The organism is Catellatospora methionotrophica (genome assembly GCF_011297335.1).
Lineage (GTDB): Bacteria > Actinomycetota > Actinomycetes > Mycobacteriales > Micromonosporaceae > Catellatospora > Catellatospora methionotrophica.
This window is the reverse complement of sequence record NZ_JAAOTJ010000005.1, coordinates 317718-342000: the sequence shown is the minus strand read 5'-3', so window position 1 is coordinate 342000 and position 24283 is coordinate 317718. Positions and strand designations below refer to the sequence as shown.

Genomic DNA, 24283 nt, shown 5'->3' with positions numbered 1-24283 from the left:
ACTCCTTCCATAGACGCTGGCCTATTACATCGAATTTGATCTACAAATTCTCGATGTGATAGGCCAGCGTCTATTAAAAGCGCGGAGCGGAGCGGGGCTGGACGCGGCCGGCGGCGGGTTATTCGGCGCGGGCGTGTTCGGCGGCGGCGATGCCCTCAAGGTAGCCGCGGGCGCGTTCGGTGCGGGGGTAGCGGCCGACCAGGGCCCAGAAGCGGGCGTTGTGGCTGGGCACGATCAGGTGGACCAGTTCGTGGAGCAGCACGTAGTCGCTGACCCAGGACGGCATGTCGCGTACCCGCTCGGACAGCCGGATGGTGCGGTCGGCGGGGGTGCAGGAGCCCCAGCGGCCGTTCTGGTTGCCGACCCAGCGCACCGTGGCGGGTATCGCGACCGCGCCGAACTCGGGCAGGTAGCGGCAGGCGAGCTGGCGGGCGCGGGTTTCGAGGTCGGCGTCGCTGCGCTGGCTGCGCTGATCGCGGGCGGCGAGCCGGGCGAGCATCTTGCTGACCCATTCGCTCTCCTCGGCCCGGGAGAACTGGCTGGGGATGAGCACCACGACCCGCTCCCCCTCGCGGTAGGCGGACACCGTCCGCCGCCGGCGCTCACTGCGCCGGACCTCTACCACGGGTTTGCGTGCGGCGGCCATTAGCGACCGGCGCAGACCAGGGGGCACCCGGGGGTAACCAGGGGGTCGTTACTCACGGGATGGACGCTAGCGGCCGGGTGCCAGGGGGGCGCAAGAGTCAATCTTGTGATCATCGCCAGATTTGCCGGGATAAGTGGTCTTCGCCAAGAAAATTCTTCTGACCGTGACCCGCACCACGCATTCGCATAAGGGACATTGCTCAATGCGCAGGCGACTTTACGAAAATGCCTCATTTTCTACAAGCGTGATGACTACGGCGTGTCCCGCGTAACCTGACTACTCAGATCGATTCGGACAGGCAGACTTCGACCGTCACAGCGCAAGCCGCCGGGACGAGTCACCGTGGATCATGAGGAGGAACCGTGGCCGAAGAGAAGTACAACGGCTACTGCGTGAAGTGCAAGGAAAAGCGCGATTTCACCGGCAAGGTGGAAATTTCCAAGACTGGCATGCGGATGGCAAAGGGGCCCTGCCCCGTCTGCGGTACGACCGTTAACCGCATTCTCGGCAAGGCCTGAGGAACAACGCGAGACAGGAGCCCGCAGACACTGCGGGCTCCTGTCGCTTTCCCGACAATCTTCCCCAAGATCTGTGGATAACCCAGGTCAGGACTGTGGAAAACCTCTTGATCACGGGGGACGGGCTGTGGATAACCGCAGCCGGGCCCTCTCGGCGCTGACAGCCTGACCGCTGTGAGCCGCTCCCCGATGTCCCGCCCGGCCCTGCTGCCGGGCCTGCGCCCGATGTGGCGCGACCGCCACACCGTCCAGCTCGGCACCGACCCCGAACACGCGGTCGTGCTGGAGCTGTCCCACCGGTCCGCGGCCCGGCTGCTCGAACTGCTCGACGGCTCGCGCACCGAGCGGGTGCTGCTGACCGAGATGGCCCGGCTCGGCATGCCCGCCGAGGACGTACGCGAGGTGCTCACCGCGCTGGCCGAGCGCGGATTGGTGCTGCCCGCCCACACGCTGATGCCCGCGGCACTGCCCGCCGAGCACCGTGCCCGGCTCGCCGACGAGGCCGCGGCGCTCGCCCTGCGCCGCGAGAGCCCCGGCAGCCCGGCCAGGGTGCTCCAGCGGCGGGGGCAGGCCCGAGTGATCGTCGCGGGATCGGGCGCCACCTCCCGTCTGATCGCCACTGCCCTGCTCGACGCGGGGGTAGGCAAGGTCGGCACGGTCACCGCGCCCGGCGCGGCGGCCGTCCTGCAGGGCCCGTCCAGCACGGAAGCGGCGGGGGACGGCACACGCGGCAGCCGACCCCACGCGGCCACCCTGCGGGCCACTGACGCCACGTTCCGGGTGCAGGTGGGGTATGCGGTGTCCACCCGCGGAACCCGGCGCAGGGTGCCCCACCTGGCGCTGACCGTACGCGACGGGGTCGCCGTGGTCGGGCCGCTGGTGCCGGTGACCGGCGGGCCCTGCCTGCACTGCCTCGATCTGCACCGCACCGACCGGGATCCGTCCTGGCCCCGGCTGGTGGCCCAGCTCGCCCAGGCCCCGCCCGGCGGCGACCCGTGCTCCGCGGCGACCCGGCTCACCGCCGCCGGTTTCGCGGCCGCCGAGGTGCTGGCCTACCTCGACGGGGCTGAGCCGACCACGATCGGCACGACGGTGGAGATCGACGGTGTGCTGCCCTGGCGACGGCGCACCTGGTCACCCCACCCGTCCTGCGACTGCGCCCGGCGGCGGCGCGGCTGACGATCTCCACAGGGTCTTCACCTGCCGGAACGGGCCGAAATCCGCGCGGTCGGCAACAATGGCACGGTGACCGACATCCCGCGCCGCGCCGTCTCCCGCACCGCCAAGCTGGCATCGCTCCCCCTGGGCTTCGCCGGGCGGACCGTGCTCGGGTTCGGCAAGCGGGTCACCGGTATGGCCACCGACGTGATCTCCGCCGAGATCCAGGAGCGTACGGCCGAGCAGCTGTTCAGCGTGCTGGGTCAGCTCAAGGGCGGCGCGATGAAGCTCGGGCAGGCGCTGAGCGTGTTCGAGGCGGCGCTGCCCGACGCGCTGGCTGAGCCCTACCGGGAGGCCCTGACCAAGCTCCAGGAGGCGGCTCCGCCGCTGCCCGCGGCCACCGTGCACAAGGTGCTGGCCGAGCAGCTGGGCAGCGACTGGCGGACGCTGTTCCGCGAGTTCGACGACGTTCCCGCCGCCGCGGCCAGCATCGGACAGGTGCACAAGGCCGTGTGGAAGGTGCCGCGCAAGCGCACGGGCGTCCCGGTCGCCGTGAAGATCCAGTACCCGGGTGCTGGCGACGCGCTGATCGCCGACCTGACCCAGCTGTCCCGCCTGGCCGGGCTGTTCAAGGTGATCCAGCCGGGGCTGGACGTGAAGCCGCTGGTCACCGAGCTGCGCGCGCGGGTCGTCGAGGAGCTGGACTACGAACTGGAGGCGGCCAGCCAGCGGGCGTTCGCGGCGGCGTACGCGGGCGACGAGGAGATCCTGGTGCCGCAGGTGCTGGCTGCCGCGCCACGGGTGCTGGTCACCGAGTGGGTGGAGGGCACCCCGCTCTCGAAGATCATCGGAAGTGGCACGGTGGCGCAGCGCGACCGCGCCGGGGCGCTCATGGCCACGCTGCACTTCTCGGCCCCCGAGCGGGCGGGGCTGCTGCACGCCGACCCGCATCCGGGCAACTACCGGCTGCTGCCCGACGACCGGCTGGCCGTCATCGACTTCGGCGCGGTCGCGCGCCTGCCCCAGGGCCTGCCTGAGCCGGTCGGCCGGATCACCCGGCTGGCCCTGGCCGGGCGGGCCGACGAGGTGCTCAAGGGCCTGCAGGGCGAGGGTTTCGTACGCCCCAACGCCGACATCGACGCGCAGGCCGTGCTCGACTACGTGCGGCCGATGCTGGAGCCGCTGGCCGTCGACGAGTTCCGGTTCACCCGGGCCTGGCTGCGTGAGGAGGCGGCCCGGCTGGCCAGCCCGCGCAGTCCGGCGTACACCCTGGGTCGGCAGTTGAACCTGCCGCCGTCCTACCTGATGATCCACCGGGTGACGCTGGGCTCCATCGGGGTGCTGTGCCAGCTCGAGGCCAAGGCGCACTACCGCGCGATCCTGGAGCGCTGGCTGCCCGGCTTCGCGGATCCGACAGACTGACCTGCAGAAACACGGATGCCCGCCGGTAGAACCGGCGGGCATCCGTATTGATTCACTTATCGCTGCGACAGCTCACGTGCGTGCCGACGCGCGGCGACCATGATCTGACGGGCGGAACGGGAAGCCTCAGAGGGGATGTTCTGAGGCTCAAGCATTCGAGCCCGGCTCATAGCTTCATGGATCATATAGATGTCACTGATGGCGTTTCTCATTGCTTCTCTCCGATGCTGTCGTAGTGACTTAGCCGGCAGGCGGCTGGATTGGGTGATGCGGAGTTGCTGCTCAGGCAGCGAGCCGGACCGACTCGCGAGCGGTGACCGCGGCGACACGCGCCTCGGTCTCGGCCACCAGGGCCGCCTCACGAGCGAGGTCGTCCTTGCGGGGCCGGCCACGCGGACGCTTGCGCGCCACGACCGCACCACGCTCGAAGATCTCGCCGCCCCAGACGCCCCAGGGCTCCTCGCGCTCCAGTGCCCCGGAGAGGCACTCGACCTTGAGCGGGCACTCGCCGCACAGCGACTTGGCCAGCTCAAGCTCCGCGGGAGCGTCCGAGAACCACAGGTCCGGGTCGAACTTCCGGCAGGGCAGCTCCGCACCCAGCTCGACACTGAAGTCGAGGACTGGGGCCAACGCCAGACTCATCTTCCGGTCACCTTCCTTTCATCTCGATCTCGTGGATCGCTTTCCATGGGGGTGGAAATAACTAAGGCCGCGGATCCCGGTGTACGGGTTCCGCGGCCTCGAGGTGAGCCGATGGTCTGGTTTAGACCTTTGGTTTACCTCGAGGTGGGAGCCCGCTGAATCCATCGAGCTTCATGCCCGAGGACTCCTGGTTCCGGTAGGCCAGGGTGGTGCTGTTCTTCGGCTCGGTGGCTCCGATGGGGGCCACCTTGATCGGGTTCGGGTTCCAGCTCGGCTGACGCAGGACCGGCAGCCCGGCCACCGGCAGACCGGTGACGGTCGGCTGACCCAGTGCGCCCGCTGCGCCACGCGTGGCGTGGCAGACGGGTGCCAATTGCAGGGCAGTCGGCGACACGGTGACTGACTGAACGCGGGCAGCGGCGAGCGCCGGCACGACAGCGTTCGGGGTGATGAACGTGATCTCCATGGGACTCGCCTCCTTTACTTGCCCTCGTCGGTGCAGAACGTGAATCACCAGCCAGGAGCAGCACTGATGTGCGCTCTTGGAGGTGTGACCGAAGGTTATGCCTCCCGGGCGGGAGCGCGCAAACGGTTTTACGGCTCTGTTGCCAAATCTTTTTGAAGATCTTCTGAAGTCGGTTGTTCAGGCAGCAAATCCGCCACCGACGCGCCCTTCAACAGGGCGAGAACTGCCTCGCCATACAGCTCCAGCTTGCGCGGGCCGATGCCGGCGATCTCCACGAGTCCGGCCCTGTCAGATGGCTGACGCTCGGCGAGCGCGGTCAGCGTCGCGTCGGTGAAGACGACGTACGCCGGGATCCTCGCCGCCGCGGCGACCCGGGCCCGCCAGTCGCCGAGCCGCTCGAACAGCTCCTCGTCCAGCGAGGACGGGCAGCCCGCGCACCGGCCGAGTTTGCGTTCCGGCCCGGCGAGCAGCGTCGCCCCGCACACCCGGCAGCTCACGATCACGGTCTTGCGCGGCGCCCGCGGGGCACCCGGCCCCGGTCGTTCGGCCCGGGGAGCGGCGGCCTGACCACCGAAGGGCGCCAGTCCGGGAACCCCCTGCAGGAACCGGCACGGCCGCCGGGCCCGGCCACCGTGCGAGCGCGCCTCGCCGTAGCTGAGCCACAGCATCCGCCGGGCCCGGGTGATACCGACGTACAGCAGCCGCCGCTCCTCCTCCAGCGCCTCGGCGCTGCGGGCGTACGCGGTGGGCATGGTGCCCTCGGCGAGCCCGACCAGGAACACCGCGTCCCACTCCAGGCCCTTGGCCGAATGCAGGCTGGCCAGGGTCACCCCGGCCACGGTCGGCGCGTGCTGGGCGTGGGCCCGCCGTCCCAGTTCGGCGGTGAACCCGGCGAGCCCTTCCTCGGCGCCGGGTTCGGGGCGGAACTCGGCGGCCAGGCGTACCAGCGCGGCCAGGGCCTCCCAGCGCTCCCGCGCGGCACCGCCCGACGGCGGCCGCTCGGGCTGCCAGCCCAGTCCGACCAGCACCGCGCTGACCGTGGCGACGAGATCGTCGCCGCCGTCGGCCCGCGACGCCGAGCGCAGCGACACCATCGCCTGGCGGATCTCGGCCCGCTCGAAGAAGCGCTCCCCGCCGCGCAGCACGTACGGCACCCCGGCGTCGGCCAGGGCCTCCTCGTACGTCTCGGACTGGGCGTTGGCGCGGAACAGCACCGCGATCTCCGAGGCCGGGGTGCCCGCGGCGATCAGGTCGGCGCACCGCCGGGCCACCCCGACCGCCTCGTTGTGCTCGTCGGCGAAGACCCGCGCGTCGGGCTCCGGGCCGGCCGGGCGCTGCCCGACCAGGTCCAGCCGCAGCCGGGCCTCGCTGCCCTTGGCCTGCCGGATGACCGCGTTGGCCAGGCCGACCACCTGCGGGGTGGAGCGGTAGTCGCGGACCAGCCGGACCACGGTCGCGTTGCGGTGCGTACGCGCGAAGTCGACCAGGTACGACGAGGTCGCGCCGGTGAACGAGTAGATCGTCTGCGCCGCGTCGCCGACCACGGTCAGGTCCTTGCGGCCGCCCAGCCAGGCTTCCAGCAGCCGCTGCTGGAGCGGGTTCACGTCCTGGTACTCGTCGACGACGAAGTGCCGGTATTGCGCGCGGATCTGCTCGGCGACGTCGGCGTGCTCCTCGATCCCCCAGCACATCGCGCGCAGCAGATCCTCGAAGTCGATCACGCCCTGCTGCCGCTTGACCTGCTCGTACGCCGTGTAGACGGCGGCGACCTGGGCCGCGTCCAGCGGGGTCTCCCGCCCGGCCTTGGCCGCCGCGACGACGTACTCGCCGGGCTCGACCAGCGACGACTTGGACCACTCGATCTCGGCGGCGAGGTCACGCGCGCCGGTGCGGTCGGCCCGCACCCCGGCCCGTGCCGAGGCGAGCACGATCAGCCGCGCCTTGCTCTCGACGAGTTCGGGCATCTCCCGCCCGCGCAGCAGCCGGGGCGCGAAGAAGCGCAGCTGGCGCAGGGCGGCGGCGTGGAACGTACGGGCCTGCACCCCGTGCGCGTCGAGCCCGGCCAGCCGTTCACGCAGCTGGGCCGCGGCCCGCGCGGTGAACGTGACGGCGAGCACATGCTTGGCCTGGACCTGCCCGGTGACCACACGGTGCGCGATCCGGTGGGTGATCGCGCGGGTCTTGCCGGTGCCCGCCCCGGCCAGGATGCACACCGGCCCCGGCGGCGCGGTGACCGCCGCCGCCTGCTCCTCGTCCAGTCCGGCGACTACCTTTCGGGCCGTGTCGGGGGCAGCGTCTCGGGTCACAACAGGGAATCATCCCAGGTGTCGTTGATGTTGCCACCGTTAGAGTCCCCCGGAGCCCCCGCTCCCCCGACCCGAGGATCCCCATGCTGACCATGTACTCGACCACGTGGTGTGGTTACTGCCACCGGCTGCGCAGCCAGCTCGACCGTGAGGGCATCGCCTACACGGTGATCGACATCGAGCAGGACCCGAACGCGGCGGACTTCGTGATGGGCGTGAACGGCGGCAACCAGACCGTCCCCACGCTGCGCTTCGCCGACAACAGCGCTCTCACCAACCCCAGCATCGTCCAGGTCAAGGCCCACCTCGCCGCGCTCGCCGCAACCGCCGCCGACCCGGCCTGAGACTCCTCCGCACTTCCAAGATCGCCGTTTCGGGTCAGAACCTCGGGTCTAACCAAAGGTTCTGACCCGAAACGGCGATCTTCGCGTTTCAGGGACGGTCAGCTCGGCCAGCGGGGGGCGTCGAGGCGGACCACTTTGACGCGCTGGCGGCCGGAGCGGACGGCGCCGACCGAGGCCAGGGCGCGGGCGAGCTGGAGCGCGGCGTCGAGGCTGTCCGCCTCCGCCACCTGGCGGCGCTGCTCAGGGCTGGCGGTCTCGTCGCGCAACGGCTCCTCGTCATGGAAAGACGCGTGCACGTCCTCGGGCGCGAAAGGTCGTACCTCGGTGCGAACGATCAGGTACCGCATGCGCTGCTCCGTCACTGCCTGCCGGGCGGAGGTCGACTGTGGAGTCCATGGGTGGAAGTTCCACATTCGGCTGATGCCATGCTTGTGCATTTCCCCAGCTGGAATCAAGCAAGACGCGACGATCGGCGGGCAGCACCGCCCGAACGGGTGACGGAGCGTAGTTTTCTTCCGGGGGAGATCAGCTGATCCGGGCGGTTATCCACGCTCGCGACCGCGCCGGGTCCAGTGCCGCCTCGCCGAGCCACCCGAAGACGCATGCGTATCGCTCGACGCTGTTGCGGTCGGTGAGCACCAGCTCACGGGCGAGCGTTTCGACGGCCACCGTCTCCGGGTCGCCAGGGTCGGGAAAGTGATAGATGGAAAATCCCGTATGCGGTATGAAGTGATGCCCGACCGTCGCCGCGCGCAGCAGTACTCTGATCGTCACGTTCGGTAGCTGAGTGAGCGCCGCGAGATGCGCGAGCTGCCCGTCACGCACGTCGTCCGGCGCGCCCCGGCCCAGCAGCGCCTGTTCGTCGAGGATCGCCTCGTAGCGGGGCGGATCCGGGATCCGGGTCAGGATCGTCTGGCGAGCCAGCCGCGCCGCCACCTCGGTGTCCGGCTCCTGCGGCGCGGGCAGTTCGGTGACCGGCCCCGCCGCCGGGCTCGGCCGCGGGGCGGGCACCCCCGCCGACGGCGTCGCCGCCTTGGACAGTGGGCGGGAGGACAGGATGCGGGCCCGCGCGTACTCCGGCGTCTGCAGCAGGCCGGGGACCATCGCCAGGCCGTACTCCCTGATGCGGGCGCTGCCCGCCTCCAGTTCGGCGTAACCGCGCTGCCGCTGGGTCATCACCGGATAGGCGCGCAGCCAGCCCCGCGTGTTGCCGGCGTCGCGCGCGATCGCGACCAGCTGATCGCGGTCCCGGCCGCGCACCCGGTAGAGGTCGAGCAGGTCCAGCACGTCGGCGAGGTCCGGGCGGCTGCGCCCGTTCTCCAATCGCGACAGCTTCGACTTGGCCGCCCAGCCCACCTGGTCGACGACCTGCTCACCGGTGAGACCGGCGGTCTCCCGCAGGCGGCGCAGCTCCACGCCGAGGCGCTGGCGGCGGACGATCGGGCTGGATCCTCGCGGCAAGGGGACCTCCGTCGGTGACCAGCCCCCAGGCTAAGCCGCGCCACCTCTCCCGCCCCGGCACCGACACGCCTTTCACTCTCCCGATCACCGTCGCAGCGCCGGGATGCCACCGAGAGCGGACGGCCGGTGCAGACGCCGCCCTCTTCACTACACCGGTTGACAAAAGAACTCTTTTGAAAGCATCCTTTTCATGTGACTGACAGGCTACCCATGCGGGACATCACCGATCCGCGGATGCTGCGGGCGATGGCCCACCCGGTGCGGCTACGGCTGATCAACGAGCTCGGGCTGCACGGACCGGCGACCGCCACGCAGCTGGCCGACCGGATCGGGGAGTCGGCGGCGAACTGCTCGTGGCACCTGCGGCAGCTCGCGAAGTTCGGGTTCATCGAGGAGGCCGAGGGCGGAGTGGGGCGCAACCGGCCCTGGCGCTGGGTGCCGATGGGCAACCGGTGGGGCGGGGCGGACGAGCCGCCGGAGCTGATGCAGGCGGGCAGCGAGCTGAACGCGACGCTGCTCGCCCAGGAGCTGGCCGCGCGCAACCGCTGGGACGAGCAGCGGCAGACCGACGACACCACCTGGCGGCACGCCGCCTTCAGCGTCCAGAACGTCAACTGGCTCACCGCCGACGAGCTCAAGGCGCTGGAGGACGAGCTGGTGGCGGTGCTGACCCGGCACAACGGGCGCATCACCGATCCGGCCAGTCGGCCAGCGGGCTCCCGCCCGGTCCGCATGGTCGGCTGGGCCCACCCCGAGCCCGAACCCACCCCCCGCCCACCATCCCCGGAGGCCTGACCATGCGTGCCGTGCTGCGCCGACCCGACTTCCGCCTGCTGTTCGCGGGCCTGTTCTTCAGCATGACCGCCGAGTCGATGCTCGTGCTGGCGCTGGCCATCTGGGCCAAGGACCTCACCGGCTCCGACGGCATGGCGGGCACCGCGATCCTGTGCGTGGTCCTGCCCGTGGTGTTCGCGCCGCTGTTCGGCGTCGTGGTGGACCGGTTCCGCCGCCGCCCGTTCCTGATCGCTTCGCTGGTCGGCTCGGCGGTCATGCTGACGCCGCTGCTGGCCGTGGACGGCCGCGAGGACCTGTGGATCATCTTCGCCGTCGCGATCTGTTACGGCGTCTCCTACATCCTGGTCAGCGCCTCGCTGAACGGCCTGATCAAGGAGGTCATCCCGGCGGACCTGCTGGCTGAGGCCAACGGCGCGCTGCAGACGGTGCGCCAGGGACTGCGCCTGGTGGGGCCGCTGCTGGGGGCCGCGCTCTACGCCGCCACGAAGGGCTGGGGCCTGGCCGCGCTCGGCATGGCGGGCTTCCTCATCGCGGCCCTGGTCATCACCGTGCTGCGGGTGCCCGAGGAGAAGCCCGAGCGCACCGAGCAGCGCTGGCTGACCGAGGTCGGCGCGGGCGTACGCCACCTGTGGGCCAGCGTGCCGCTGCGCCGCGCCCTGATCGGCAACGTGATCTCGATCCTCGTCTTCGGGTTCAGCGAGACCGTCTTCTTCGCCTTCGTCGACCAGGGCCTGCACCGGCCACCGGCGTTCATCGGCGTGCTGATCAGCGTCCAGGGCGTCGGCGGGCTGCTCGGCGGGCTTACGTCGGCCTGGCTGATCCGCCGGGTCGGCGAGCTGTCCGCCAACGCCATCGGCATCGCGCTGTTCCTGCCACTGCTGCTCACCAGCCTGACCCCGAACCTGGGGCTGGCCTTCGCCACCTGCCTGATCTCCGGATTCGGCCTGCCCTACCTGCTCGTCGGCCTGATGACGCTGATGCAGCGCACCACCCCCGCGGCCCTGATGGGCCGGGTGTCGGCGGCGATGGACGCGCTGATCAGCGCACCGCAGACGCTCGCGATCGGATTCGGCGCGGTGCTCGTCGAGCTGGTCGACTTCCGGCTGCTGCTGGTCGGCATGAGCGCGGTGATGGCCGTGTCGGCGCTGTACCTGTGGGTCGCGCGCGGGCTGACTCCGCCGTCAGCCCGCCCGCAGCCAGGTCAGGACGAGCTGGTGGGCGATGGAGGACCGGTTCGGGAGCGTGAAGGAGTCGTCTGACCCGTCCAACACCCGGGCGACCTGCTCACGCGTGAACCACTGCGCGTCGAGCAGCTCGTCCGGGTCGGTGCGCAGCGGGTCCGCGGCCGGGTCGGCGACCGCGATGAAACCCAGCATCAGCGAGCGGGGGTACGGGAACGCCTGGCTGCCGTGGTAGCGGATGTCGGAGACCCGGACACCGGCCTCCTCGTACACCTCGCGGGCGACGGCGTCCTCGGCGGTCTCCCCCGCCTCGACGAACCCGGCCAGCACCGAGTAGCGGCGCTTGGCGGCACCGGCCCAGACCACGTTCGCGCCGAGCAGGATGCGGCCCTGGGGACCGGCGACCCCGTCGTGCACCGCCATGATCACAGCCGGGTCGGTACGCGGGAAGTGCTGCTCCCCGTCGGCGTCCCGGCGCACCCAGCCGCCCTGCTCGACCGTGGTCGGCTTGCCGCTGCGCGGGGCGTAGAGGTGATCGCGGTGCCAGCGGACCAGTGCCAGCGCCTGGGTCAGCAGCGACGTCTCGCGCGGCGGCAGGTCCGCACCGACCTCCCACAGGTGCTTCGGCTCCGCGCCGGGCACCTCGGGCAGCTCGCGGTTCACCGCGAAGTACGCCGTGCCGCCCGCGTCGACGCCGAGGAACAGCGGCTCACCGGTCGGACCGGCCGCGCCGACCTCATCCGAGCCGAACAGCACCAGCCGCTCGTCACGGATCAGGGCGCGGCCGTCGTCGCCGACCACGACCACCCGGCCACGGGACCACGCGTCGGCCAGCCACTGCGGGTCGGCGCGCCGGAACGCGGCCCGGTCGAGATCCGACCGGGCCGCAGGCGTTTCACTCATACGGACTGCTCGCTCGCCTTCACCGGCTCCGGCTTCGACGCGACCGTCACCGGCACGATCGCCGAGACGGCGGCCTGGATCTTCTCGGCGTCGCCGAGGATCACCGGGGCCGCCACGGCGGGCGCGAGGTACGTCGCCGCGACGCGGTGCACGTCTTCCAGCGTCGCCGCGGCCAGCCGGGCCGAGTGCTCGGCCAGGAAGCCCAGGCGCAGCCCGAACCCGGCGTACGTGCTGGCCAGCCCGGCCAGGCCGGACTGCGTGGACATGCCCAGCTGCAGCGTGCCCAGCGCGTACTGGCGGGCCTGCTCCAGCTCGTCCTCGCGGACCGGCAGCGCCGCGATGCGGCCCAGCTCGTACAGGGTCTCGACCAGCGCGGGGGCGGTCACCTCGGTGGCCACCTCGGCGGAGACGGTCAGCGTGGAACCGGCCACCGAGTGCTCGATCACCGAGTGCGGGCCGTACGTGTAGCCCTTGTCCTCGCGGATGTTCTCCACCCAGCGGGAGGAGAAGTAACCGCCGAAGATCATGTTCGCGAGCTGGAGCGCGGCGTGGTCGGGGTGGGTCCGGCCCACCGCGGGCAGCGCGAAGCGCAGCGACGACTGCACCGCGCCCGGCCGGTCCACCAGCAGCAACGGCCCTGGCACCAGCAGCGGGATGGGCGGCAGGTCGGCGCTCTCACCGCTACCGTTCCAGCCGCCGAGGCGCTTGGCCGCGGTCTGCACCGCCTGCTCGGGGTCCAGGTCACCGACGATGACCAGGGTCGCCCCGGCCGGGTGCAGCCGGCGGGCGTGCAGCGCGCGCAGCGCCTGCGGGGTGACCGCGCGCACCTCCTCCACCGACGGCGTCTGCACGGCGTACGGGTGACCCGGGTAGATGCGCTTGAGCAGCGCGACGCGGGCCAGGTGCGCGGGCTGGCTCTGGGCGACCTGGATCCGGTCCGCCAGCCGCTCGGACTCCGTGGTCACCTCACCCTCGGGGTAGACGGCGTCGTCCAGCACCTCGGCCAGCAGCTCCAGCAGCCGGTCCAGCCCCGAGACCAGCGAGTTGCCGCTGATCTGCAGGCGGTCCGGGTCGATGCCCGCGCCCAGCCCGCCGCCGACGGTCTGCAGCTCGGCGGCGATCTGCACGGTGCTGCGCTTGCTCGTGCCCGAGAACAGGGTCTGCGCCAGCACCGCCGCCTCGGCCAGCGCGGCCTTGGCGAACGGGACGCGCAGCCGCACCTCGGCCAGCGGCACGCTGGGCCGCCGGATGGCCAGCACCGTCAGCCCGTTGGGCAGCGTCTGCTCGACCTCGGTCGGCAGGCTCAGCGGCCGGTTCTCATCCAGCTCAGGAAGGGAAATGGTGGTCACTGGTTGCCTCCGGGCACGACCTCGATGGACGCTCGGCGGTTCGGGCGCAGGGTGGCCGCGGCGGCGCGGACCTGCTCCTCGGTGACCTCCGCGATCTGGTGCGGCAGGTCGTTGAGCAGCCCCGGGTTGCCCCGCTGCAGCTCCAGCACGGCCATGCGCAGCGCGCGGCCGAGCACCGCGTCGGTCTCGCGCAGCAGGTGCGTGGCCATCCGGGCCTGGGTGCGGGCCAGCTCGCCCGCGGTCAGCCCGTCGGTGGCCAGCCGGTCCAGCTCCTCGTCGATGGTGACCAGCACCTTCTCGACACTGCCGCCGGGCGGCAGGTGCGACTGCAGCAGCAGCGCCGTGGGGTCGCGCACCTCGAACGGCTCCCCCATGAAGCCCAGGTAGCCGCCGACGCTGGTGACGGTGCGGTCCTTCAGCACCAGTCGCTCGACCAGCCGCGACGCGTCGCCGTCGGTCAGCACCTCGGCCAGCACCACGTACGGCAGGTACCCGGCGAAGTCGGTGATCGGGTCCGGGACCCGCCACGCCGAGGCGACGGCGGGCAGCGGGGCGAGCTTGTCCACGTACGACTCGCGGCGCTCGGCGGTCAGGTCCGGCTCGGTGAAGTCGGGGCGCGCCGGGGCCGGGCGGGCCGGGACGTCGCTGAAGTGCCGCTCGATCAGCATCCGGGCGTGCGCGGAGTCGAAGTCGCCGGACACGGCGAGCGTGGCGTTGCCGCAGGCGTAGTACTTGTCGAAGAACTCGGCCGCGTCGGGGACGGTGGCCGCCTCCAGGTCGCTGAACGAGCCGTAGCCGTCGTGCGCGTTGGGGAACGTGTCGAACATGACCGGCGGGAGCTTGAGCCACGGGAAGCCGCCGTACGGGCGGTTCAGCACGTTGACCCGGATCTCCTCCTTGACCACGTCGATCTGGTTCTTGAGGTTCTCCTCGGTCAGCCGGGGCCCGCGCATGCGGTCGGCCTCCAGGAAGAGCATGCGCTCCAGCGCGTTGCTCGGCACCGTCTCGAAGTAGTCGGTGTAGTCCAGGTGGGTGGAGCCGTTGAAGGTGCCGCCCGCCCCCTGCACGTGCCGGAAGTGGGCCAGCTTCTCCAGGTTGGCCGAGCCCTGGAACATCAGGTGTTCGAAGAGGTGGGCGAAGCCGGTCCGGCCCTCGGGCTCGGACCGGATCCCCACGTCGTAGACGACCGCGACACCGATCACCGGTGCGCTGCGGTCCGGGCTGAGCACGACGCGCAAACCGTTGGGGAGCGTGAACCGCTCGACCTCGTACGCCGTGCGCGGGATCTGGATGCTGGTCTCGGTGGACACAGAGCCGACCCTAGCAAGCTGGCGGATAAGGCGTCCGCACCCGCGCCTATGAATCCACGCACTCGGCGACGGCGGCGCGATCACGGCCGGGGTCGCCCAGCGCGATGGACAGCGCCCGCGCCTGAGCCCTGATCTCGGGCGCGGCCGTGGTCTCCCAGAGCACGCCACGCCGGATCGGGCCGAGCGTCCACAGCGCCGGGTGCGCCGAGCCGTCGCGGCGCAGCAGCGCGCCGTGCGGGTCGGTGTCCAGCCCCAGCCGGTACGGCCCCGGCCGGGCCATGCCCTCCGCGACGAGCGCCCGGACCAGCGGGTCGGACTCGACGATGCGGCCCGGCCCGGTGCAGTTGACCACGGCGGCGAACACCGGCGCGGTGATCGCACCGCCGTGCCGCTCGCGCAGTACGACGCGTACGCCCTGGTCGGTGGCCTCGATGCCGCACAGCTCGGCGGCGTGCAGCCGCAGCGCGCCGCTGTCGCGCAGCGCGGTCATGCCGTCCGCGACGGCGGGCGCCATGCGGTGCCGGTGCACCTCCCAGTGGCGCGCCAGGTGCCGCAGGAAGCGGTGCTGACCGGGCTCGGGCAGGCTCTGCCACAGCGTGTCCCAGTGCGGCCGCAGGGCGTCGAACACCGCCCGCCAGTCCCCGGTCTCGGCGGCCAGCCGTCGCAGGGTGCGCAGCACGCGCGCCGCCGACCCGGCGGCCAGCAGCTCCGGCAGGGCCGCGATCGTCGCCTCGGCGGCGGCCGCCGGCGGCACCGTGCCGGGGCGGCGGTGCGCCTGTGGCAGCAGGCCGTGGCGGGACACCGCGATCAGGTCGCGCCGACCGGCGCTGGACAGGGTCAGTGCCACGTCGACGGCGGTCAGACCGGTGCCGATCAGCAGGACGGGCCCCTCGGGCAGCGCGTCGAGCGCGCCGGGGCGCCACGGGTCGGCGACGTACGCCCCCGAGCGGGCCGCGGCGGCGTCGAGCCGGGCCGGGGTGGCCGGCGCGGGGTGGCCCAGGGCGAGCACCACCCGGTCGGCCGGGATCACCACGTCGTCGGTGAGCAGCACGGTCAGCGGTCCGCCGGAGCCGGACGGCTCGAAGATGCGGGCGACCCGGCCGCGCTGCACGGTGAGCCGCCCCTGGGCGGTCTCGTCGGCCGTACGCAGCAGCTCGGTCAGGTAGTCGCCGTACCAGCTGCGGGGTATGAAGTCGGTGGGTGCGGTGGCCGGGTCGCGCAGGCGGCACCAGCGCAGGAAGTCGTCGGGCCGGTCGGGGTCGGCGCTCATCGCGGCGGCGGGCGCGTTCAGCAGGTGCCACGGGGCGGCGGTGCTGTAGGCCAGCCCGCGGCCGGGGCGTGCGCCGGGGTCGACCAGCACCACGTGCCAGCCGGTCCGCAGCAGTTCACGGGTGGCGAGCACGCCACTGCAGCCGCCGCCGACCACCACCGCGATGCCCATGGCCGTACCTCCTCCGTGTCGCTGATCAAGTTAGGCGTCCCCCGCCCGGTGGACGCGGGGAGGCCAGCCGAAAGCCCATATAACCTACCGGCACGATAGGAGATACAGCCTACACAAGCCAGCGGCATCCGGCCGCCGCCCACGGGCCGCCGGAAGGTGGCAATGATCTGTTAATCCGCTCCGGGACGACGCCGCCCCGGTCCCGCCACGTGGGCAGCCTCAGGCCGCCTGCTCCCGCCGGGTGCGGGCGGAGCGCAGCGACCACACCGTGAGCGCGCCCAGGAACAGCAGCAGCGGCAGCGCGACCAGCCAGCGCCGCCAGTCACGGCTGTCGGCCAGCGCGACCGGCAGCGCGGAGGCGCTCGGCGACGGGGCCGCGCTCGGCGGCACCGGGCTCGGCGACACGCTCGGCGCGGCCTCCTGCGGCAGGTTCGCGGCCAGCGCGGCCTTCAGATTCAGCATGCCCGCGCCGAAGCGGCTGTCCGCGCCCGGCGCACCCGCGTCGGTGGCGGTCGAGCGCAGCCGCTGCAGCACCTGCGCGGCCGTGGCCTTGGGATACGCCGACCACACCACCGCCGCCGCACCGGCCAGCACGGCCGCGGCGCTGGAGCCGCCGTCGATCCGATAACCGCCGCCGAGCCCGGTCGTGATCAGGTCGACGCCGGGCACGGCGACACCGGTGGTACGGCCGCTCAGCGGCGCGACCGGCACCTGGCCCGACCGGTCCGCCGGGATCGCGTTGAGCACTCCGGGATACGACGCCGGCCAGGGCGTGAACGGGCGGCCCGCCCGGTCCGCGTCGGCGGCGACGATCAGCACGCCGCGTGCCACGGCCGCCTCGACCGAGGCCTGGAGCTTGCTGCTCGGCACGACGCCCCGGCCGACGCAGATGACCTTGGCGCCGCCGAACACGGCCCGGTCGATCGCCGCGGCCAGCGCGTCCGGATCACCGGTCGCACTCGGCGCGGGCGCGAACGCCACCGGCAGGATCTGCGCGCCGGGAGCCACCCCGAGCACTCCGGCCGTACGCGGATCAGCAGGGGCGGTGGGACTCGCGCTCGGCGCGGGCCAGCCGGCCGACACCGACGGCGACGGCCGCACCGCGCCTGCGGGCGTACCCGGAACATGCCCGTGACCTGCGATGAGTCCGGCCATACCGGTGCCGCGACCGTCCACATCGCTGTTGGAGGCGGTGTCCGGCCCGCCGAGCACCTGCCCGGACAGGTCCGGGTGGCTGCGGTCCACACCCGAGTCGAGCACCGCGACGAGCACACCGGAGCCGGTCGCGCGCTGGTGCACGGCGGCCAGGTCGAGGCCCGTGACCTGCCATTGCATGCCGCGCACCACGTCCGGCTCGGCCGCGGCCGCGGGTGCGCCCAGCAGCAGCACGGCAACCGAGACAGCAGCCGTGACCAGGGACTTCGGACCAGACATCGCGCGCACTCCGGCGGGTATCGAGGTGTTCACAACAATCATCGTCAACCGGCCATGGGCGGGGCCGGCGGATGTACCTCCACGACGATACCGGCCTGTGCCGCATGCCAGGGCGCGAGCACCACGGCACTGGCGACCCCGACACCGAGCAGCGCAACGAGCATCACCAGGAGCAGTTCCCGGACTGATGACTCCACGGCGCGCCTCCCCGGGGATGCGTGTGTCCGCACACACAATGCCTGCTACGTGCGACATCACGCAGTCGGTTTCCGGACTGGTCTGCACGGCGGTTCGGTTGGTGAGCCGCTATTAACGGACTAGTCGGCGTCCTGTGCGGGCAGCGAAGTCAGCATCGCCGTCAGCCCGGCCTCGTCGAGCAGGTCCGCGGGACGCACGGTGAGATTGTCGCGTACGTAGTGGAACGCGGCGCTGACCTTCGCCACCGGCACCCCCGCCAATGCGGCCCAGGCCAGGCGATATGCCGCCAGTTGCACCGCGGCGGCGGCCGCCGTCGCGCCGGTCGGCACCCGGCCGGTCTTCCAGTCCACGACCTCGTAACCGCCCGCGTCGTCGCGGAACACCGCATCCATCCGTCCACGCACGACGGTCCCGGCCAGCTCCACCACGAACGGCGTCTCCACCTCGACCGGCACCCGGTCGGCCCAGACACTGGCCTCGAACCGTTCCTTCAGCTCGCCCAGCGCCTCGTCGGGCGCGGCGTCGGAGTCGGCCGCACCGGGCAGGTCGTCCAGGTCGAGCAGCTGGTCCGCGCCGTAGCGCTGCTCCAGCCAGTGGTGGAAGGCGGTGCCACGGCGGGCGTACGGGTCCGGGGCGGCGGGCAGCGGCCTGCGCAGCCGCCGGGCCAGCGCCGCCGGGTCCTTGCGCAGCGCCACCAGCTGCGACACCGACAGGTGCGCGGGCAGCAGCACCTCGGCCCGGTTCGCCCGGCGGGCCTGCTCGTCGCGCTCGATCAGCAGCAGGTCGGCCTCCTGCCGCCAGCGCCGGGTCACCTCGTCGTGCTCGGCCGTCGCGACGTCCGGCGCGTCGAGCATGGCCCGGACCAGGCCGGCCGCCGCCTCGACGGTGGGCCGCCGCGCGCCCAGCGGGTCGCTGGGCCAGGTCGTCAGGACCTCGCCGCTGGTCGGGTTGACCGCGTCGGGTTCGGGCTCGGGCAGCCACACGTCGACGTGCCCCTCGCCGGACCGGCACACCTCGACGATCTCCGCCAGCAGCGTCGACGGACCGCGCGGCTTGCGCACCTTGTCGCCCCACCAGTAACCGGAGGCGAACAGCCAGGTGCGCGGGCGGGTGACCGCCACGTACGCCAGGCGGCGCTCCTCGCGGGCGTCGTGCTCCTTCCACTGCTGCTCGAAGTCGGCGACGGCGCGGCCCAGCTCCTTCTGGTCGGCGGCGTTCTTCACGGCGAGCGTGGGCAGGCCGTCGCGGTCGCCGCGCAGCGGGAACGGCAGCACGCCCAGGCCCTTGAGGAAGTGGTCGGTGCCCTTGCTGGGACCCGGCCAGACGTCCTTGGTCAGCCCCGCCACCGCCACGACGTCCCACTCCAGGCCCTTGGCCGCGTGCGCGGTGAGGATCTGCACCGCGCCCTCGGCCACGTCGATCTCACCCGGGCTGAGCCCGCGCTCCTCGTCCTCGGCCGCCGACAGGTACGACAGGAACGCGCCCAGCGGCGCGCCGTCGGTCTCCACCGCGAACCGCGCCGCGACCTCGCCGAGCGTGTCCAGGTGCGCGCGGGCCAGCCCCGCGTCCCCGGCCCGCACCGCGACCTCCACGTCCAGGCCGGCGGTTCGCTCGATGTCCGCGATCAGGTCACTGACCGGCTGGTCCAGGCGACCGCGCAACCCCGCCAATTCCTTCGCGTACGCCGACAGCCGCGTATACGCCGCGGGCGAGTACTGATCCGGGTCGCCGAGGTCTTCCAGCGCCTCGGCCAGCGCCGCGTCGTCGAGCCGGTCCGTGACGATCTCGGCGTCGTCGCCCGCCGGGCGGCGCTCGTGCGCCAGCGACCGCGACCGCCGGTGCAGCGCCACCAGGTCACGGGGCCCGATCCGCCAGCGCGCGCCGGTCAGCAGCCGCAGCAGGCTCGCCCCGTCCATCGGGTCGTTGAGCACCCGCAGCGTGCACACCACGTCGCGCACCTCGGGCGTGTCCAGCAGCCCGCCCAGGCCCACCACCTCGACCGGCAGCCCCCGGGCCCGCAGCGCCGCCTCGATCGGCGCGATCTGCGAGCGCACCCGCACCAGCACCGCCGAGGTGGGCCGCCGCTCGACGGGGATGTGCGCCGGGTTCTGGTCGTCGGCCGTGCCCGCCTCGCTGCGCCACGCGGTGACCACCTGGTCGGCGATCCACTCCGCCTCGTCCAGGTACGACTCCAGCAGCGCGCACTGCACGATGCCCGGCTCGGCGCTGCCGGAGGTCAGCGAGACCACCCGCGCGCCCCGGTCGCGCAGCGGCGCGGAGATCGCGTTGGCCACCGACAGGATCTCCGACCGGTTGCGGAAACTACGCCCGAGCTGCGCCTGCGCGGCGGGCTCGCCGTCGCGGTCCGGGAACTCGGCCGGGAACCGGTCCAGGGTGCCCGCGCTCGCGCCGCGCCAGCCGTAGATGGACTGGCACGGGTCGCCGACCGCGGTCACCGGATGCCCCTGCCCCGACACACCGCCCTCGACCACCGCCACGTCCCCGGCGAACAGCGCCCGCAGCAGCGTCACCTGGGCGTGGCTGGTGTCCTGGTACTCGTCGAGCAGCACCACCCGGAACCGCTCGCGCTCGGCCGCGCCGACCTCGGGGTGGTCGCGGGCCACCCGCGCCGCCCGCGACATCTGGTCGCCGAAGTCCATCGCCTCCAGCACCTGCTTGCGCTCGGCATACCGGCGCACCAGCGGCAGCAGCTGCAGCCGGGCGCGCTGGCGGGCCAGCAGGTCGCGCACGTCGGCCATCACCTTGCCCGGCTTCGCGTCGACACTGGCGTGGAAGCGGCCCGTCCAGGTGGCCAGGCTGTCCGGGGTGACCAGGTGCTCGGCCAGCTCACCGGCCAGCGCCAGCACCGCCGACACGACCGTGCTCGGCGCGGCCTCCACCGCCGACATGTCCCCGGTGTATGCCCGCACCACCTCGTCGGCCAGCTGCCAGCAGGACGCCTCGGTGAGCAGCCGCGTGCTCGGCTCGTACCCGGCGCGCAGGCCGTGCTCGGTGACGATGCGCGCCGCGAACGAGTGGTACGTCGCGATCGTCGGCTCGCCGTCCAGGCCCTCGGTGAACCGGTTGCCGACATGGCGGCGCAACTGGCCCAGCCGCACCCGCACCCGGTGCGCCAGCTCCCCCGCGGCCTTACGCGTGAACGTCAGGCCGAGCACGTGCTCCGGGCGTACGTGCTGGTTGGCAACCAGCCACAGCACCCGCGCCGCCATGGTCTCCGTCTTGCCCGAGCCCGCGCCCGCGACGACCAGCAGCGGCGCGACCGGGGCGCTGATCACCGCGGCCTGCTCGGCGGTCGGCGGCTTGAGCCCCAGCTGCGCCGCCAGCTCCTCCGGCGTCCACCGCGGCCCCTCCTCGACAACCGCCCGGCTGATCAACTCGCTCACGCTCGCACCTCGCTACGCTCGGCACTCCCGTGAGCGGCCACCGTGCCCATGGTTCGCTCGTCACGCTCGCTCACGGCTCGACCACCTGACGGCCCTTGCCGGAGACAGGACAGCTGCTCTTGACCGGGCAGACCCGGCACTTGTCGTTGATCTTCGCGACGAAGGTGGAAGCGGCCATGGTCGCCGCGGTGCGGTGCACCATCGCGTGCGCCCACTGCGGGTCGGCGTTCTCCCCGATCGCCTCCTGCACCTGCTCCTTGGCGTCGCGGTGGGTGGTGCCGAGCTGCACCAGCGCCGCCCCGCCCGACTCGTCCCCCTCGGGGAAGGCCCCCGCCTCGACCGCCACCTGGTATGCCCCCAGCTGCGGATGCTCCGGCAGCTCCTCGCGGGTGGCGGTGGTGGTCTTGCCGGTCTTCAGGTCGATGACCACGAGCCTGCCCTGGTCGTCGACCTCCAGCCGGTCCACCCGGCCGACCAGGTCGATCGGCGGCTCGGCGTCCAGCCGCACGGTGAACTCGCGCTCGATCGCGACCAGCCGCCGCGGGTTCTCGGCCAGCCAGCGGGTCAGCTTGGCCAGCATCTCCGCCGACCGGTCCCGCTCCCGCCCGGCCAGCCAGGACGCGGCCAGCTCGATCGCGTCGAACCGCGCCGCGACGTACTCCACCAGCACCGCCGGGTCGCTCATCGCCTCGTCGGCCAGCATCGCCGCAGCGTGCACCAGGTTGCCCACGCCCTGCGCGGCCGTCGAGGCGGCCGCGCCGCCGTGCCGTTCCAGCAGCCAGCGCAGCCCGCAGCGTAGCGCGCTCTCCATGGTGGACGGGGTCACCCGCACCGGCTCGTCCGCACCCTGCAGCGGGCCGTCGTCGGACAGCTCGGGCAGCCCCCACCAGCTGTCCGGGTGCGCGCCGGGCACCCCGGCGGCGGCCAGCCGGGCCAGCTCGCGGGCAGCCGCGTGCCGCCGGACCGGGTCAGGCCCGGTGACCGCCGACCGCAGCTCGGCGACCAGCGCCGACAGCGTCAGCGCGCGCGGCGGCCGGGCCAGCTCCAGGTTCTCGACCTCGTCCTCGTCCACCTTCACCGGCGGGGCCAGCTCGAACAGGAAGCGGCTGGGCCGGTCCTCACCGTCCGCGCCGCCCACCGCGCCGGAGTCGACGGCGGTCACCACCAGCCGCCGCCGGGCGCGGGTCGCCGCCACGTAGAACAGCCGCCGCTCCTCGGTCAGCAGGGCGGCGGTCTGCGCGACCCGCTGCGCCTTCTCACCCGGCTGGGCGCGCTGCGCCACCTCGTCCACCAGCTGCTCCGAGCCGAGCAGGCTGCCGCGCAGGCGCAGGTCGGGCCATACGCCCTCCTGGACCCCGGCCACCACCACGACGTCCCACTCCAGGCCCTTGGCCGCGTGCGCGGTGAGCAGCCGCACCGCCTCGCCCCGGTCGCCGCTGGCGGCCAGCGAGTCGGCGGGCAGCTGCTGGTCGGCGACGTGTTCGAGGAACGTGTCGATGCGCGCACCCGGCAGCCGGTCGGTGAACCGTGCCGCCGCGTCGAACAGCACCATGATCGCGTCGAGGTCCCGGTCCGCGGTCTCCGCGCGGCGCTGCTGGTCCAGGCCCATCGCCGGGGCGGTGGCGACCTTGGCCCAGCGCTCAGCCAGGCCGCTGGCACGCCACACGGACCACAACACCTCCTCGGCGGTCGCCCGTGGGCGTCCGGCGGTCTCCCGCGCGGTGGCCAGCAGCATCGCGATCCGGGTCGCGGGCGTGGCCCAGCGCCGGTCCAGCGCGGCCAGCTCGGCCGGGTCGCGCAGCGCCTCCACCAGCAGCTCACCCGAGCCACGGGTGTCACCCCCGGCGATCGCGAGCGCCCGCAGGCCCTGCCGCAGCCGTCGCTCGGCCATCGGGTCGGCCCCGCCCAGCGGCGAGTGCAGCAGCGCGACCGCCGCCTCCTCGGTCAGCAGCTCCGGCTTCAGGGCGCAGCGCAGCAGCGTGAGCAGCGGCTTCACAGCCGGCTGCTGGTGCAGCGGCAGGTCCTCGGCCAGCACCTTGGTCGGCACGCCCGCCTGCCGCAGCGCCCGCTCGTACGCGGGCAGCTGCGCGTTCGTCGACCGCATGATCACCGCCATGCGCGAGAAGGGCACCCCGTCCACCAGGTGCGCCCGCCGCATCCGGTGCGCCACGAAAGCGGCCTCACTCACCCGGCTCCGCAGCGCCACCACCTCGACACCGACGTCCGGATCGTCCTGCGGTTCGGCGGCAGTCGATCCCACCTGTTCCTGGCGGGGAGCGGGCACCAGGGGCAGGTGGCCGGGCAGGCGGCGGGCGATGCGGGCAGTCGCGGCGCGTACGGCGGGGGCGGCCCGGTGCGTGGTGGCCAGGATCACCTGGGCCGTGCCCGGGAACAGCTCGCCGAAGGTGCGCGCGATCTGCGGGTCGGCGCCACGGAAGGCGTAGGTGGAGGAGTCGGGGTCGGCGAACGCCGTCAGCGGCAGCCCCGTCGCGATCAGTTGCAGCAGCTCCACCTGCGCCGGGTCGGTGTCGGCGAGCTCGTCGACGTACACGGCGGACAGGCGGGAGCGCTCGGCGGCCAGCAGTTCGGGGTCGCGGCGCAGCATCGCGGTGGCGGCGCGGACCAGCTCGGCGTGGTCGTAACCGGCCGAGCCACGGGTGGAGGCGTCGCGCAGGGCCATGGTCTGCTCGTACTCGTGCAGGAAGCGGGCGGCGGCCTGCCAGTCGTCGCGCCGCTGCCAGAGCGGGTCGGCCGGGCCGATCCCCCGCTCGGCGGCCCGCAGCAGCAGGTCACGTAGCTGCTCGGCGAACGCGCGGGTGCCCAGCGCGGGCAGCAGCCGATCCGGCCAGCCCGTGTCCTCGCCGGGCAGCAGCTCGCGGATGACGAGGTCCTGCTCCGGGCCGGAGAGCAGGCGCGGGGACGGCTCACCCTGCAGCGCCGCCGAACGGCGCAGCAGCCCGAAGGCGTACGCCGGAAAGGTCCTGACCAGCGGTTCGTGCCCGACTCCGCGGGCGATGCGGGCCTCGATGCGCCGCCGCAGCGACTGCGATCCCCGGCGGCCGAACGTCAGCACCAGGATGCGCTGCGGGTCGACGCCGTCCGCGACCCGCCGCGCGACCGCCTCGACCAGCGTCGTCGTCTTTCCCGTGCCCGGCCCGCCGCGCACCAGCAGCGGCCCCGACTCGTGGGCGATCACCTGTTGCTGCGCGAGATCGGCACGCAGCGGCAGCCGGTCCGGGCCACTGCCCCGGACCAGCCGCCAGTCCCGCTGAACGCCGCTGCTCACGCCGAACATTCCAGCACGC

At 72.8% G+C, this 24283-nt stretch carries 20 protein-coding genes; 6 read left to right on the top strand and 14 right to left on the bottom strand.

The genetic code is table 11. From position 1 onward, the window contains the following. Positions 1–118: 118 nt before the first annotated feature. The gene (locus HAV40_RS16030) at positions 119–646 is read right to left on the bottom strand and encodes a M48 metallopeptidase family protein (RefSeq protein ID WP_166381886.1); all 528 of its coding nucleotides are present in this window, start codon (positions 644–646) and stop codon (positions 119–121) included. A gap of 362 nt (positions 647–1008) precedes the next feature. Between HAV40_RS16030 and HAV40_RS16025 the strand changes: the two genes are divergently transcribed. The 3 genes from HAV40_RS16025 (at position 1009) to HAV40_RS16015 (ending at position 3744) form a co-directional block, all read left to right on the top strand. Further along, a complete protein-coding gene (locus tag HAV40_RS16025; RefSeq protein WP_166381884.1) occupies positions 1009–1164 on the top strand; it encodes a DUF5679 domain-containing protein in 156 nt (51 codons plus the stop codon). Between the two features lie 174 nt (positions 1165–1338). Then, on the top strand, positions 1339–2343 hold the full coding sequence (locus tag HAV40_RS16020; RefSeq protein WP_166381882.1) for a hypothetical protein: 1005 nt from the start codon (positions 1339–1341) through the stop codon (positions 2341–2343). 66 nt (positions 2344–2409) lie between these two features. After that, positions 2410–3744 (top strand): ABC1 kinase family protein, encoded by a 1335-nt coding sequence (locus tag HAV40_RS16015; protein WP_166381880.1) that lies wholly within the window; start codon positions 2410–2412, stop codon positions 3742–3744. A gap of 282 nt (positions 3745–4026) precedes the next feature. Here HAV40_RS16015 and HAV40_RS16010 read toward each other — a convergent pair whose 3' ends face one another. The 3 genes from HAV40_RS16010 to HAV40_RS16000 all read right to left on the bottom strand — a co-directional run bounded on the left by HAV40_RS16010 (position 4027) and on the right by HAV40_RS16000 (position 7158). Further along, a complete protein-coding gene (locus HAV40_RS16010; RefSeq protein WP_120318150.1) occupies positions 4027–4386 on the bottom strand; it encodes a WhiB family transcriptional regulator in 360 nt (119 codons plus the stop codon). A gap of 121 nt (positions 4387–4507) precedes the next feature. Beyond that, entirely contained in the window at positions 4508–4852 is a 345-nt protein-coding gene (locus tag HAV40_RS16005) for a hypothetical protein (protein ID WP_166381878.1), read from the bottom strand. A 128-nt stretch (positions 4853–4980) separates the two neighbouring features. After that, positions 4981–7158, bottom strand: a complete 2178-nt coding sequence (locus tag HAV40_RS16000) for an ATP-dependent DNA helicase UvrD2 (protein WP_166381876.1) — start codon at positions 7156–7158, stop codon at positions 4981–4983. 83 nt (positions 7159–7241) lie between these two features. Here HAV40_RS16000 and HAV40_RS15995 point away from each other — a divergent pair, with 83 nt between their 5' ends. Further along, entirely contained in the window at positions 7242–7502 is a 261-nt protein-coding gene (locus HAV40_RS15995; RefSeq protein ID WP_166381874.1) for a mycoredoxin, read from the top strand. A gap of 98 nt (positions 7503–7600) precedes the next feature. On the opposite strand, the gene HAV40_RS15990 is transcribed toward HAV40_RS15995, so the two are convergent. After that, complete coding sequence (locus HAV40_RS15990; protein WP_166381872.1) at positions 7601–7849, bottom strand: hypothetical protein; 249 nt, start codon at positions 7847–7849, stop codon at positions 7601–7603. 178 nt (positions 7850–8027) lie between these two features. Then, positions 8028–8963: a helix-turn-helix domain-containing protein gene (locus HAV40_RS15985; RefSeq protein ID WP_166381870.1), complete on the bottom strand. Its 936-nt coding sequence runs from the start codon at positions 8961–8963 to the stop codon at positions 8028–8030. A gap of 192 nt (positions 8964–9155) precedes the next feature. Between HAV40_RS15985 and HAV40_RS15980 the strand changes: the two genes are divergently transcribed. Next, positions 9156–9758, top strand: a complete 603-nt coding sequence (locus HAV40_RS15980) for a helix-turn-helix domain-containing protein (protein WP_166381868.1) — start codon at positions 9156–9158, stop codon at positions 9756–9758. A gap of 2 nt (positions 9759–9760) precedes the next feature. Continuing rightward, complete coding sequence (locus HAV40_RS15975) at positions 9761–11017, top strand: MFS transporter (protein ID WP_166381866.1); 1257 nt, start codon at positions 9761–9763, stop codon at positions 11015–11017. Here the strand turns inward: HAV40_RS15975 and nudC are convergent. The 8 genes from nudC to HAV40_RS15935 all read right to left on the bottom strand — a co-directional run bounded on the left by nudC (position 10940) and on the right by HAV40_RS15935 (position 24273). Beyond that, positions 10940–11842: an NAD(+) diphosphatase gene (gene nudC, locus HAV40_RS15970; protein WP_166381864.1), complete on the bottom strand. Its 903-nt coding sequence runs from the start codon at positions 11840–11842 to the stop codon at positions 10940–10942. The genes HAV40_RS15975 and nudC overlap by 78 nt on opposite strands. Then, positions 11839–13191 carry a M16 family metallopeptidase gene (locus tag HAV40_RS15965; protein ID WP_166381862.1) on the bottom strand — a complete coding sequence of 451 codons (1353 nt, stop codon included), beginning with the start codon at positions 13189–13191 and terminating at the stop codon, positions 11839–11841. Before HAV40_RS15965 ends, nudC begins: the two co-directional genes overlap by 4 nt. Next, positions 13188–14483 carry a M16 family metallopeptidase gene (locus HAV40_RS15960; RefSeq protein WP_409364983.1) on the bottom strand — a complete coding sequence of 432 codons (1296 nt, stop codon included), beginning with the start codon at positions 14481–14483 and terminating at the stop codon, positions 13188–13190. Before HAV40_RS15960 ends, HAV40_RS15965 begins: the two co-directional genes overlap by 4 nt. 64 nt (positions 14484–14547) lie before the next feature. After that, on the bottom strand, positions 14548–15942 hold the full coding sequence (locus HAV40_RS15955) for an FAD/NAD(P)-binding protein (RefSeq protein ID WP_166381858.1): 1395 nt from the start codon (positions 15940–15942) through the stop codon (positions 14548–14550). A gap of 219 nt (positions 15943–16161) precedes the next feature. Next, entirely contained in the window at positions 16162–17409 is a 1248-nt protein-coding gene (locus tag HAV40_RS15950; RefSeq protein WP_166381856.1) for a S8 family serine peptidase, read from the bottom strand. Between the two features lie 11 nt (positions 17410–17420). Further along, positions 17421–17573, bottom strand: a complete 153-nt coding sequence (locus tag HAV40_RS15945; protein ID WP_239086497.1) for a hypothetical protein — start codon at positions 17571–17573, stop codon at positions 17421–17423. A gap of 120 nt (positions 17574–17693) precedes the next feature. Next, positions 17694–20978, bottom strand: a complete 3285-nt coding sequence (locus tag HAV40_RS15940; RefSeq protein ID WP_166381852.1) for an ATP-dependent helicase — start codon at positions 20976–20978, stop codon at positions 17694–17696. 70 nt (positions 20979–21048) lie between these two features. Further along, the gene (locus tag HAV40_RS15935) at positions 21049–24273 is read right to left on the bottom strand and encodes an ATP-dependent helicase (protein WP_166382042.1); all 3225 of its coding nucleotides are present in this window, start codon (positions 24271–24273) and stop codon (positions 21049–21051) included. Between the last annotated feature and the right edge of the window lie 10 nt (positions 24274–24283).